We start from the raw sequence: 12,206 nt of genomic DNA, 5'->3' as shown, positions 1-12,206 counted from the left end.
AAAGGCACCCACCCCTTCTGTCATTCTGCCTTGATCAACGGCGTCCGCCACCGGACTATCGGCCAGAACCGCTTGTGTCCAACATCTGCCACCTAGTGGATGATGGCGCCGATGGCGCGCATGCCCTCCAGGACCTCGGCGGTCCGGTCGCCCTCGGCGGGATTCCAGTTGGCCAGTACGGCGTACGTCTGCTCTTTTCTGTAGCCGACATCGCCGCGGATGCCGTCGTCCGTCCCGGTCTTGTTGCCGAACTCCTTCGGGTGCCAGAGCGGGTCGGCGTACCAGGCGCTCGCCACCATCGACAGGTCGGTGTTGGTGCCGAGCCAGGCCCGCATCTGAGGTCCCAGGTTCCGCATCATCGCGGCCAGCTCGCCGGCCGTGCCGGTGGACAGGGTCGGCGGGTGGTGCGGCTCGCGTTTGGTGCGGACGAAGTCGAGCAGGGCCGTGTCCCCGTACCGGGGGATGTTGTCCAGGCCGATGCGCTGCAGCAGGACGTTCGTCGCGTAGTTGTCGCTGACCGCGGCGATCAGCGCCGCCACGTCCCGGACCGGCAGCGTGTCCACGGCCAGCAGATGCCACAGCCCCGAGTCGGCCACGGCCAGTCTCTCGTCGCGCCGCAGCGGCTCGGCCGGGTCGAGCTCACCGGTCTCGAAGCGGCGGGCCGTCTCGATCAGCAGGAGCAGCTTGCCGATGCTGGCTGTGCGCAGCTTGCGCGTGGGGGAGTGCTCGGCCCGGCCGGGCACCGAGATCGACCACCGGACGGCCGGGGTGCCGGCCACGACCTCGTCGACGTCGTCCTGCGCATCCATGATCGAAGTCTAGGGGGGTGGCAGCATGCCCTCGCCGCGGCAGGTGGTGCACTCGTGGAACACCGGCGTGCCCAGATAGCCGGTCGGCGTCGAGAACTTGCCCGACCCGTCACAGAGCGGGCACGGCGACCAGCCGCGCTCGATCAGCCGCCGGAACCGGCCCTGCTCCCGCCGCTCCCGGCGCCGGCGCCGGGCCCGGCCCGCCACGGTCATCAGCAGCCCGGCGACGACCATCGCGACCCCGGCCCCGGCCTGCCGCCACGTCCCCGACAGCACCACCGACGCGGCGGCCAGCAAAGCCCCCACGACGATCAGCGCCGACCGGAACAGGCCCATGCCGCACGGTAGCGGTTCGCCCCGCCTTCCGTGGCCCCTCGCCGACCGTTTAATGACGCTTTCACATGAGCGTGGACAGTTTTCGCCATCGACACAGCCAGTCATCGGCCCCGACATGCCGTCCTTTCACCCTGGACGCCATGAAGCCGATCGACCGCTCCCGCGCGGCGCACTGGGCCGCCGACCTGATCGAAGTGGCGGCCGTGTTCTTCGCGGTCGGCGCCGCCCACCTGTTCGTCACCCTGCTCGGCGAACGCGCCCACGGCGAGGCCATGCTCGTCGCCAGCGCCGGCATCCTGATCGCCGGCGCCCTGCTCCGTCAGCGCTGGACGCGCCGCCGACCGGCCGTCCACCGCCACACCGCGATGCCGGACCTGCTGGCCATCCCCGCCGCCGGCCGCGAACTGATGCGGCTGCGCACCACCCTGCCCGACCGCCCCGGCACACTGGCCGCCCTCAGCGGTGGCCTGGCCGCCCTCGGCGTCAACATCCTGGCCATCCAGATCCACCCGGCCGAACACGGCGCCGTCGACGAACTCCTGATCGCCGTCCCGCGCGGCCTGACCCCGGCCACCCTGACCACAACCGTCGAGGCGGCCGGCGGCGAACTGACCGAGGTCACCCCGGCCGACGTCCACGACCTGGTCGACCCGGCCACGAGGGCGCTCACGGTCGCCCACCGCGCGCCCACGGCCGAGGACGCTGTCCGCAGCCTCCTCTCGGCCGACCTGACCACCACCCCGCCGCCGTCGCCGTTCCCCAGCGCGGCCCTGCACGACGCGGCCGGCCACCCCCGCTACCTCACCCGCCACTCGCCGGCTTTCACCGCCACCGAGGTCTCCCGGGCCCAGGCCCTGATCAACCTCTGCGAGGGGCTGTCCCGCACCCGCCGGGAAACCTGACGCCCAGGTCGTGTCGGTGCCAGTCGCCGCCGGTGGTCTCGTGGCGGCGGCCGTCGCCTGCCTCGCCGTCGTTCTGTTCGCGATCGCCTTCGTGGTGGGAGGCGTTGGTTGCCTCATCCGCGCCGCGCAACTGGCCCCCCACGGAAACTTGTGGCCCGCGACGCATCGCTGGCTCCGGGCAATGACCCGGGCTCCCGACGGAGAGCCGGGCGAGGGACCGCGCCGCATGCCCTTCGGCTCCGCTGGTCGGCGGTGGGCCGAGGGCGGCATCTCGGGTCAAGCGACGGAGAGTCCGCCGGCGATAGCCCGGCTGTTGAAGATGTATCGCACCTGCCGGGAGACCAGACCGGCTCAACTACGGCGCCACCGCGCCGGGGTCGTCCGGTGCTCGCTCCGGAAGCGGCGGATGAAGTAGCCGGCGTCGGGGAAGCCGACGCGGTGGGCGATGGCCGCCACGGTCAGGTCGGTGCCGGCCAGCAGGCGACGGGCCTCCTGCATGCGACGCTCGGTCAGCCACTGCTGCACGGTACGGCCGGTCCGGCGGCGGACCGAGGTGGTCAGGTGGCCCGGGGTCAGGGACAGCTCGGCCGCCACGTCGGCCAGGGAGATGGGCTCGGCGAAGCGCCGCTCGATCACGTCGAAGACGGCGGCCAGCAGCGGCTCGTCGGCCGCGTGCAACTGGCCGGCCACATCGCCGGCCAGGCGGGTCACCGCGACCAGCAGCAGCATCAGGTGAGCGAGTGACGCCTCGGACCAGCCGGTACGCCGGACCCGCAACTCGCCGTCGAGCGCGCCGATGCGCTCCAGCCAGCCCGGCCGCTGCTCCGGTGGGACCCGCAGCCGCTGCGCCCGGTCGGCGCCGTGGGCGAACGGGAACAGCAACGGATGCGATCGCCACGACGAGGCCCCGTCACGGACCACGTCGGCCGGGAAGAACACCACCCAGCCCTCCTCGACGATCCGGTCGGCCGGCTCGGGGAACGACAGCACCTGCCCGGGCGCGATCACGAACAGGTCGCCGTCGGCCGCGGTCCACCTCCGGTCGTCGATCAGGAAGCTGCCGCCGGCGCGATGGGCGTACAGCAGGACCAGGAAGTCGTGGGTGTGCGTCTGCGGCCCGGGCAGCGGCTGCGGGGTCAGCGGGTGGTCCGGCAGCCGGCTCACCGCCACCGGTGTGACGCCGGGCCGCTGGTCGAACGCCGCGACCGGCACGCCGCCGGTGGTCCGGCGGGCCATCCGGGTCGGCCGCGCGTGCGGCGGGGGATCCGAAGAATGTCCCATCCCCGCCACGGATCCGGCGATGCCTCCGCTCGGCTGGCGCACGAGGCTCAGAGTACGACCGAATTTCGTCCGATCACCAGCTCGGGAGCCTGCCATGACCGAAACCGTGCGGCCGTACATCCCTGCCATGGGGCGGCACTGGATGTTGTTCCTCTACGACCCGTTCACCCGGCTCGCCGGCCTCTCCCACGTGCACGGCGAGTTGCTCGACCGGGCCGGCGTGCGGCCCGGCCACCGGGTGCTGGAGATCGGCTGCGGCCCGGGTGATCTGCTGGTGCGGCTCGGCCGCCGCGTGCCGGAGGCCGACCTGACCGGGATCGATCCCGACCCGGCCGCCCTGCGCCGGGCCCGCCGCAAGGCCGCCCGCCGTGGCGCACCGGTGCGGTTCACGCTCGCCTACGCCGACGAGCTGCCGCTGCCGGACGACAGCGTCGACCGGGTGCTGTCCTCGTACATGCTCCACCACCTCGACGAGGAGCCGCAGGTGGCGGCGATGCGCGAGGTCCGCCGGGTGTTGCGCCCCGGTGGCGAGCTGCATCTGGTCGACGCGGACGGGACGAGACGCCCGGGTACGCGCGGACACCAGCACCCGCGCCTGGCCGGGCACACGCCGGAACGGATCCAGGCGGTCATGCGCCGGGGCGGCTTGACCGAGGTGACGGAGACCGGGCGCGGCCACCGCCGTATCACCGGCCACTACTCGTTCTTCCGGGCCGTCGCGTGAGAACGCGCGGACCCGGGTAGATCACTGTCCATGACGGACAACCAGGCCTCAGCCCGCCGGCGACCGGCCTACCTGGAGGCGCTGGGCGCCCAGCCGGGCCCGTTCGCGGTGTCGTCGATCGTTCTCGGGCTGCTGTGGTTCCCGTTCCGGTTGTGGGTCGACCACGGTGATCCGGTCGCGCACATCGCCGTCCTCAGCGGTCTTTACGGCTCGGTCTGGTCCCTCATCATCCCTGGTGGGGAATGGCTGCAGCAGCGGCGAGGCCGGGCCGAGGCCTCCCCGGCCCCGCCGGCCGATCGGCGCCGGGGCGCCCTCGTCGGGCTCGCGGTTGGAGTGCCCTTTCAGGCCGTGCTGATCGCGGTCGGGCTGGCCACGGGCGTGCAGCTGGGAACGGTCGTCCTGTGCGCCATCATCCTGGCCGGGATAGTTGCCGTTTCCGTCGTCAGGCTCCGGTCTGCCTAACGGCCCCGCATCTCGAGGACCACGCCGAGAACGGCTGCGGCCGCCATCGCCGCCAGGAGGCCGCCGAGGATCTTGCTCGCCGCCGGATGGCCGAAGTTCAGGGTCAGCCCGAGACCGGAGGGGCGGGGCACGAACAGCCGCGGGTCCCGTGGATCCGAATAGAGCATGCCTTCAGTATCGCGCGGACGGCGTCGGTGACGAGACCCGCGCGAACGTTCAGCGGAGCCGCGGGCACCTCGATGAGGCGGAAGCCCAGTTCGCCGTACGTCTCCTCGTGGATCCGCTCGAACCTCAGCGAGTCCTCGAAGCTGATCCGGCGGGCGGCGGTGGCCTCGACGAATCCCTGATTCCGCACGAAGAAGACCGCCGGGTCGTAGAAACGGATCCGGTCGAGCTCGGCGAGCAGAGCGGCCGAGGGCATGAAACCGGCGTACCGGCTCAGGGCCAGCGTGCAGACGGGTGAGCGGTCGAAGAAGGTGACCGCCGCGGTGGCCGACCGCCGGCGCCGGCGCTGGAGGTTCACGATGTCGTCGATGAAGGCGGGGGAGCGCCACGGTTCCGGGTCGCCCAGAGCCTGTCCCAGGGCGATCACGTCGGTCGCGGCCTCCTCGACCACGGCGTACCCGTCGAGCTCGAGCCGGCGCAGCAGCGCCGTCTTTCCCGAGCCGGGCGTGCCGGTGAGGATGAAGCGGCGCACCGGGCGCCTACGCGGCGAGGGCGAGCGCCGCGCGCCGCAGGAAGTCGCGGTTGGAGCCCGTGGCGCGCAGCTGGTCGAGCAGCTGCTTCATCGCGTCGCGGCGGTCGGCGCCGGAGAGGGCGCGGCGGACCTGGGTGACGACGGCGCGCTCCTGGGGGGTGAGCAGGGTTTCGTCGTGGCGGGTGCCCGAGGCGAAGACGTCGATGGCCGGGAACTGCCGGGCCTCGGCCAGCGAGCGGTCGAGCTTGAGCTCGGCGTTGCCGGTGCTCTTGAACTCCTCGAAGATGAGCGTGTCCATGGCCGAGCCGTTCTCCACCAGCGCCGTGGCGATGATGGTGAGCGAGCCGCCGCCCTCGATGTTGCGGGCCGCGCCGAGGAAACGCTTCGGCGGGTAGAGCGCGGTCGAGTCGAGGCCGCCGCTGAGCGTACGGCCGCCGCCGCGGGCCATCAGGTTGTAGGCGCGGCCGAGCCGGGTGATGGAGTCGAGCAGCACGACCACGTCCTCGCCCTGCTCGGCCAGGCGCTTGGCCCGCTCGATGGCCAGCTCGGCCACGGCGGCGTGCTCCTGCGGCGGACGGTCGAAGGTGGCCGCGGCGACCTCGCCCTTGACGGTCCGCCGCATGTCGGTGACCTCCTCGGGCCGCTCGTCGACGAGCACGACGATGAGGTGCACCTCGGGGTTGTTGGTGGTGATGGCGGTGGCGATCTGCTGCAGGACGATCGTCTTGCCGGCCTTGGGCGGGGCCACGATCAGCGCCCGCTGCCCCTTGCCGATCGGCATGACCAGGTCGATGACCCGGGTGGTGAGAACATCCGGGTCGGTCTCGAGGCGCAGCCGCTCCTGCGGGTGCAGCGAGGTCAGCTCGTAGAAGTCGGGGCGCCGGGGCACCGGGTCCATCTGCAGGGTGGCCGGTTTGGGCCCGATCCGCTTGGCGGTGGCGACGACCCGGTCGCCCCGGCGCAGGCCGAGACGGCGTACGTCATGGATGTTGACCGGAAGGTCCTTGGGTCCTGGCAGATAGCCGTCGGCGCGCAGCCAGGCGCGGTCGTCGACGATGTCGAGCAGGGCGTCGACACGCGTGATTTCGGGTTCGGTCATGGAGACACTCCTGAAAAAGCCACAAGCGTGGCTGGGTGAGAGGAAAAGCTTGGCCGGGAGACTCACGGCCGGGGGCTTCCGGCGGCTGCGATTTTCAAGAACGCAACGCCTGCAGCGGAACCCAACTGGCGGTAACGGTAGCACTGTCATTCGCGCCGGGACAGCACCGGCCGCCGGCAAGTCACCGGCTGTTTGCCGTCCGGACGCCTGGACGGTGTGTAATGCGGCGTGCACCACGCCAACCACTACTACGGTCACTCGGCCGTCCTGGCCCGGTACTGCGGCCTCGACGACGCCGAAGCCCCCCGGATCCAGGGCTACCTGCAGCACGGCTGGAACATCGGCGACGGTCTCGCCCCCGATCACGAGTTCGTGCCCGGCGTGGCCAAGTTCGTCTGGTCCGAGCGGGTCCGCCGCCGCGCCTGGTCCCTCGGGCGCCGCGACGTGTACGTAGTCGGCGCTCCCTGGGCGTACCTCCTGGCCCTGGAACCTTCCGAAGCGCCCGAGCGCGAGGGGACGATCTGGTACCCGTTCCACGGCTGGGAGGGCCAGCACATCCTCGGCAGCCACGCGGGCCTGATCGCGGAGATCAAGGACACCGAGCCCGGCCCCGTGACGGTCTGCCTGTACTGGCAGGAATACCGGGACAGAAGCGTGCGGGCGACGTACGAGAACGCGGGCTTCCGGGTGATCTGCCATGGTTACCGCGGCGGCTGGTGGAAGGACCTCGACCCCGGTTTCCTCTACCGCCAACTCGCCGAGCTGCGTAAACATTCCCGGGTGGCCTCGAACCGGCTGTGCAGCGCCGTCTTCTACGGCACGCTGGCCGGCTGCGAACCGGCGGTCTACGGCGACCCGATGCAGCTCGAGAACGAGAAGTCCGCCTTCGGTGGCCAGGCCCGCATCCTGCGCGAGTGGTCCTCCATGATCGGCGTCTCCCCGGATGTGGCGACCGCCCGTCGCATCGCCGCCGCCGAGCTGGGCGCCGACCGGCTCCTCCCACCCGCCGAGCTGCGCCGCCTGTTCGGCTGGCCGGCCCCGCGCAGCACCGACAACCTCGAACTCACCGGAGTGGTACGCAGATGACCGTGACCCTGCTCGGCGGCGAGATGCTCCAGTGGTCGGACCTCGACGGCACGCACGGCCCGGCTCCGGTCGGCTCACCGGGCGCCGCCTCGGGGCCGGGACCGGCCCTGCGACCGCTGCTGGGCGCCGTGACCGGCCGTACGCTCGTCGCCGGCCCGCACGCTCCCGAGCTGATCGAGGCGCTGACCACAGGCGCGGTCACGGTCCTCGCTCGAGGCCTGGCCGATGCCGAGGCGCTGGACGCGAAACTCGACGTCACCGTCTGGGCCGGCAGCCTGGAGAAAGTCGCGGCGACCCCCACCTTCGACACGATCGTCGCCCTGGACGGTCTCGACCGCCTCTGCTCTGTCGAGGCCGAGACGCTGGACGGCTGGGACCAGCGCCTCACCCACCTGCTGGCCCTGCTGCGCCCCGGTGGCCGTTTGCTGCTCGGTCTGGAGAACCTGTTCGGCCTGCACCGCCTGCTGGCCCTACCCGGCGCCCTGGGCGACGACGACTGGCTGGTCCCCGACGACCGTGACCCTCGCCGTCCGGCCACCCTGGCCGCCCTCCGCGACCGCCTGGCCGCCGCCGGCCTGTCCACCGAGCGCTCCTACGCCGCCTACAACGGCGTCCTGCTCAGCCCCGAGCTGCTCGCCAACCGCGACCTGAACGGGTTCCTGTCCGCCACCCTCGCCACCGCCACCGCAGATTTCTCCGGTGAGCACCTTGCTGACCCGGCCACCCTGGCCGCCCAGGCCCTGCGCCACGGCCTGGCCACCGACCTGGCCCCTTCCTGGATCGTGGTCACCGACCGCGGCGCCGCCACCTCCCACACCCCCGAAGCCGTGATCGGCGGCCGCCCGGTGACCGCCACCGACCTGCCCCGCGGCCGCACCCTGGAGGACCTGCTCTTCGCGGCCGCCCAGCAGCGCGACCTCCCCACCATGCGCACCCTGCTGTCGACGTGGCAGAACAGCCCCGCCGCCGGCGTACCCGCCGCCCAGATCGTCATCGACCCCAGCGGCGCCCTCACCGCCCTGGCCCCCGCCGGCGACCCGCTGGTCGCCCTGCGCCGCTTCGCCGCCTCCGCCATCGAAGCCGGCCTCGCCCACGTCTGGCCCGCCCCCGCCGACGAGCTCGAGCTGACCACCATCATCGCCGGCATGACCGGCCGCGAACTGGACCCGGCCGACGTGCCCCCACTCCCACCCCGCCCCACCCCCGGCGCCGTCCGCGAGCTGACCGCCACCCGCGACCGCCTCGCCCGAGAATTGGCCGAGGCCAGAGCCAAACATGCTTTCTACGAGCAGCAGATCCGCTCCCGCGACGCCGAGCTGAAACGAGTCCGCCAGATCAACGCCGTCCTGACCGCCACCACCCCCGGCAAGGCCGTGATCGGCAGCCTGAAGGCCGGCCGCCGAGCCGTCCGCGCCGTCGTCAAGCGAGGTCGCAGCTGACGCCCGTTCCACGCAAAGTCGGTTCGCCTCAAGATCTACGTTGTTCTCTACCTAGCCCTTGGTAGAGTACGACCATGACCAGCGCCCAGCCGCGGATGACCATCGCCACGAAGCTGGTCCTGCACGCTCTATTGCTCGATCCGTCGCAAGAGCTCTACGGATTGGAAATTTGTCAAGCGGCCGGCCTGCCGAGTGGCACCATTCATCCGATTCTCTCACGACTCGAACGAATCCGCTGGCTTGAATCACGGTGGGAGAAGGTGGATCCGCAGATCGAAGGCCGGCCCCGGCGTCGGTACTACAAACTGACCGCCCTGGGCGTCGAGTTGGCGCGGGGAGCCCTGGCGTCGAGTAACTCCTCGATAGGCGGTCTTCCGCGCCCTCTCCCGGCGTTGGTCGAGGATGATGCTTAATGCAGCGGAGAGCGGGGTGGCCGTTGAGATGGTTATGGCGCCGGCGGCCGCGATCAGGGGCGTCAGACACCACGCAATTGTCCTATGACCTGCGACGCTTGGACAGGTCGCTCAAAAGTCCTTCCTCTGTCAATTACCTAGGATGGCAAGCGGCCGTGCTGCAGGCCTACGACGAACGGTTGCGCCTGGCCTGTAGCGACGTCGGAGTCTCCGAGAATCTGGCCCCGCTTGTTGGTTTGGACCGCGATCTTGAGCGACTCCGTGTGGAATACATCGTCTCAAACATCGACAGCTCTGAGTCGGGGTCGGCTACCGCAACCGAGCGGCCGACGTCACCATCCGCTCGGACACCGATAGGCGACGGCTCACTCTTCCGGCCGGCCGCACCTAGTCACCTGGCCGTGATCTTGGTCAAGATGGCGATTAATCTTCTGTCTGTTTCTGATCGTCCCCGATACTTGGAAGAATTCCTCGGTGAGTTGTTCGAGCTCGCGGCGACCGGGTCGCAGCCTGGTGAACAACTGTCTTACGCCGTCCGGCTGTTGCGGCGAATGCCGGCGCTCAGGAAAGAATTGGGATCATCAGACGATGATGCCGACTGAAGCAGGATAAGCGACCATCGAATCCACTCATTTCGATGAAGGGCAGATCGTGGCTCCAGAACAATCGCATCGCGCCGATGACGCAACGAATGCCCGACGATCAAACCGGGCAATCTGGATATCCATTATCCTGCTTGCCGCGACGATGGTGGGTTTCATTGTCGGTTTCGTGGCATCCGCCGGAGGCGCGAACGTCGCGGCAGCGATTCTCGCCGGTGGTGGAGCCTTCAGCACAGCGACCCTCGTGCTCCTTGCTCTCGCGCACTTCGCCGAGGGGCGATAGCGGCGACTGGCGCACGTCGGTCGAGACTTTCTACAGGAGCGAGTCGTAGAGGTCCTCCAGTCGGCGGGACTGGGTGGCCACGTCGAAGTTCGCCACCGCGTGGGCTCGGGCACGCTCGCCCATGGAGGCGCGGAGGGCGTCGTCGTCCAGCAGCTTGCGGAGGTTGGCGGTCAAGGCCTCGCGGTCGCGCTCCGGGCCCAGCAAGCCGGTTTCGCCGTCCAGGACGGCTTCGGGGATGCCGCTGTGGTGGGTGGCGACGACGGGGAGGCCCAGGGCGGCGGCCTCGACAATCGTGGTGGGTAGGCCCTCGGTGTCGCCGTTGGTGGCCGTCTTCGACGGGGCGGCCAGTAGGCGGGACTCCGACAGGAGGCGGTAGACCTCGGTGGCGGGCTGGGCGCCGGTGAAGGTCACGTCGGCGCCCAGCGCAGCGGCGTAGGCGCGCATCTCGGCGAGCAGGGGGCCGTCGCCGATGAAGACGGCCTTGGCGGGGCCCAGGGCGGCGATCAAATCGTCAGCGCCCTTCTTTTCGACGAAGCGGCCCACGAACGCGACGTCCCAGCGCTTCTCGGCGGCCGGCATCGGCGGAGGGACCGGGACGCCGGTGTGGTGGACGCGGACCTTGGCCGGGTCGGCGCCCCAGCTGATGGCCTTGTCGCGGATCACCTTCGAGACGGCGATGAGCAGGTCGGCGCGCTGGAAGACCGAGCGCAGGTTGCGGCGGTAGCGCAGGCCGTGGGCGCCGGGGCTCTGCGGCTGACGGGTCACGTCGTGGCCGTGCAGGGTCACCACCAGCGGTACGCCCAGGCGCTGGGCCGAGCCGGAGACGAGCCAGCCGTCGCCGCCGAAGTGGGCGTGGACCAGGTCGGGGCGGGCGCCGGCCAGCAGCAGGCGCAGGCGGGGGGAGCTGCCGGTCAGGCGCAGGCGCAGGAAGGGGCGGCGGTCGGCCGGCGCCGGGTAGGCGATCAGGTCGGTGTCGCGGGCCAGGACCGAGTCGATTTTGGTGGCGCCGACGTAGACGGGCTGCCAGCGGGTCAGGTGGTCGGCCTGGTTGCGGATGAACGTCTCGGAGGCGGGGAGCATCGCGCTGCGCCAGACGGCGACGCGACGGGTGGGCTCAGGCATCGGCGGTCTTGCGGCCCAGCACGGCGTCGCGCAGGCGGTGGCGTACGGCCGGGGGCAGCGCCCAGATCTGCAGGTACGTCACGTAGTCGATGGCACCCGGCCGGCCGTGCGCGCGGGCCTCGGTGAGGATTTCGCGGAAGACCTTCGTGCTGCGGGTCGGTGCGGCCATGGAGCTCAGGACGCTCATGGTGAAGGCAGCGTACGCCCGGGGGGTGAACAGCGACCGGTTGGCCCGCAGCCAGGCCAGTTGTTCTTCCCACGGGTTCTGCAGGCTGATCCGGTCCCGGTTCTCGTCCTGGTGCCACAGCACGAGCGCCTCGGGGGAGTAGAGCAGCTCGACGTCCTCGTGCTGTAGGGCGCGCAGTGTCCAGTCGAGCTCCTGCTGGCGGCGCAGGCCGACGGTGAAGGGCACCCGCCGCAGAAGAGAAGTGGGTGCCATGATGGTCGAGGTCTGGATGAAACCGTCGCCGTAGAACAGGCCGCGCCGTACGGTCAGGTACTCGCTGAGCGGCTCGCCGTCGGAGGGGAGACGCCTCGGCATGACCGAGTCGGCCCGGGGCGTACGGCTGATCATGCGCGTGGCGACGATGGGCGAGGCCAGCGAGGACGTCGCCGCCAGCTCGAGCTGCACCGCCAGCTTCGACGGGAGCCACTCGTCGTCGTCGTCGAGCAGCGCGACCCATTTGCCGTTCGCGTTGTGCACACCCTGGTTGCGGGCGTTCGGCGCCTTGCCGGAGGTGGGCAGGACGATGACCCGGAGCCGATCGTCGGCAACAGCTTCGAGGGCGGCCGACGTCGCCGGGTCGGGGCCGTCGATGACCACGATGACCTCGAGGTTGCGGTGTGTCTGCCCGAGCGCGCTCTCGACGGCGCGGACGGCGAGCTCCGGTCGGTTGCGGGTCGGGATGACGACGCTGACGTCCGGCGGTGAGGACATGTCGACCTGCTAAC

14 protein-coding genes and 1 pseudogene are annotated in these 12,206 nt (G+C 70.9%); 7 read left to right on the top strand and 8 right to left on the bottom strand.

Annotation, left to right across the window (positions count from 1 at the left end):
- Positions 1–92 precede the first annotated feature (92 nt).
- Both AB0J66_RS28085 and AB0J66_RS28080 read right to left on the bottom strand, forming a co-directional pair.
- Complete coding sequence (locus AB0J66_RS28085) at positions 93–809, bottom strand: serine hydrolase (RefSeq protein ID WP_364666584.1); 717 nt, start codon at positions 807–809, stop codon at positions 93–95.
- Between the two features lie 9 nt (positions 810–818).
- Positions 819–1,145, bottom strand: a complete 327-nt coding sequence (locus AB0J66_RS28080; protein WP_364666581.1) for a hypothetical protein — start codon at positions 1,143–1,145, stop codon at positions 819–821.
- Between the two features lie 140 nt (positions 1,146–1,285).
- Here AB0J66_RS28080 and AB0J66_RS28075 point away from each other — a divergent pair, with 140 nt between their 5' ends.
- The gene (locus AB0J66_RS28075) at positions 1,286–2,047 is read left to right on the top strand and encodes an ACT domain-containing protein (protein WP_364666579.1); all 762 of its coding nucleotides are present in this window, start codon (positions 1,286–1,288) and stop codon (positions 2,045–2,047) included.
- Between the two features lie 351 nt (positions 2,048–2,398).
- Here AB0J66_RS28075 and AB0J66_RS28070 read toward each other — a convergent pair whose 3' ends face one another.
- Entirely contained in the window at positions 2,399–3,283 is an 885-nt protein-coding gene (locus AB0J66_RS28070) for an AraC family transcriptional regulator (RefSeq protein ID WP_364667076.1), read from the bottom strand.
- 139 nt (positions 3,284–3,422) lie between these two features.
- Here AB0J66_RS28070 and AB0J66_RS28065 point away from each other — a divergent pair, with 139 nt between their 5' ends.
- On the top strand, positions 3,423–4,052 hold the full coding sequence (locus AB0J66_RS28065; protein ID WP_364666576.1) for a class I SAM-dependent methyltransferase: 630 nt from the start codon (positions 3,423–3,425) through the stop codon (positions 4,050–4,052).
- Between the two features lie 30 nt (positions 4,053–4,082).
- Positions 4,083–4,514, top strand: a complete 432-nt coding sequence (locus AB0J66_RS28060) for a hypothetical protein (protein ID WP_364666573.1) — start codon at positions 4,083–4,085, stop codon at positions 4,512–4,514.
- Here the strand turns inward: AB0J66_RS28060 and AB0J66_RS28055 are convergent.
- The 3 genes and pseudogenes from AB0J66_RS28055 to rho all read right to left on the bottom strand — a co-directional run.
- Positions 4,511–4,681 carry a DUF5808 domain-containing protein gene (locus AB0J66_RS28055; RefSeq protein ID WP_364666571.1) on the bottom strand — a complete coding sequence of 57 codons (171 nt, stop codon included), beginning with the start codon at positions 4,679–4,681 and terminating at the stop codon, positions 4,511–4,513. The two genes, AB0J66_RS28060 and AB0J66_RS28055, sit on opposite strands and share 4 nt — an antisense overlap.
- Complete coding sequence (locus AB0J66_RS28050; protein ID WP_364666569.1) at positions 4,618–5,211, bottom strand: AAA family ATPase; 594 nt, start codon at positions 5,209–5,211, stop codon at positions 4,618–4,620. Before AB0J66_RS28050 ends, AB0J66_RS28055 begins: the two co-directional genes overlap by 64 nt.
- 7 nt (positions 5,212–5,218) lie before the next feature.
- Positions 5,219–6,310, bottom strand: a pseudogene (gene rho / locus AB0J66_RS28045) (transcription termination factor Rho); the annotation flags it as partial.
- Positions 6,311–6,538: 228 nt separating this feature from the next.
- Between rho and AB0J66_RS28040 the strand changes: the two are divergent.
- From AB0J66_RS28040 to AB0J66_RS28025, 4 genes are all read left to right on the top strand, one after another.
- A complete protein-coding gene (locus AB0J66_RS28040; protein WP_364666567.1) occupies positions 6,539–7,396 on the top strand; it encodes a hypothetical protein in 858 nt (285 codons plus the stop codon).
- Positions 7,393–8,835: a hypothetical protein gene (locus AB0J66_RS28035; protein ID WP_364666564.1), complete on the top strand. Its 1,443-nt coding sequence runs from the start codon at positions 7,393–7,395 to the stop codon at positions 8,833–8,835. Before AB0J66_RS28040 ends, AB0J66_RS28035 begins: the two co-directional genes overlap by 4 nt.
- Positions 8,836–8,909: 74 nt before the next feature.
- On the top strand, positions 8,910–9,248 hold the full coding sequence (locus AB0J66_RS28030) for a helix-turn-helix transcriptional regulator (RefSeq protein WP_364666562.1): 339 nt from the start codon (positions 8,910–8,912) through the stop codon (positions 9,246–9,248).
- A 155-nt stretch (positions 9,249–9,403) separates the two neighbouring features.
- Entirely contained in the window at positions 9,404–9,850 is a 447-nt protein-coding gene (locus AB0J66_RS28025; protein WP_364666559.1) for a hypothetical protein, read from the top strand.
- 313 nt (positions 9,851–10,163) lie between these two features.
- Here the strand turns inward: AB0J66_RS28025 and AB0J66_RS28020 are convergent, their stop codons facing one another.
- Together AB0J66_RS28020 and AB0J66_RS28015 are read right to left on the bottom strand one after the other, a co-directional pair.
- A complete protein-coding gene (locus AB0J66_RS28020; RefSeq protein ID WP_364666556.1) occupies positions 10,164–11,255 on the bottom strand; it encodes a glycosyltransferase in 1,092 nt (363 codons plus the stop codon).
- Entirely contained in the window at positions 11,248–12,192 is a 945-nt protein-coding gene (locus AB0J66_RS28015) for a glycosyltransferase family 2 protein (RefSeq protein ID WP_364666553.1), read from the bottom strand. The genes AB0J66_RS28020 and AB0J66_RS28015 overlap by 8 nt, the downstream gene beginning before the upstream one ends.
- Positions 12,193–12,206: the final 14 nt, after the last annotated feature.

The organism is Actinoplanes sp. NPDC049598, from assembly GCF_040675435.1.
Taxonomy (GTDB): domain Bacteria; phylum Actinomycetota; class Actinomycetes; order Mycobacteriales; family Micromonosporaceae; genus Actinoplanes.
This window is presented reverse-complemented; position numbering and strand designations above follow the sequence as displayed.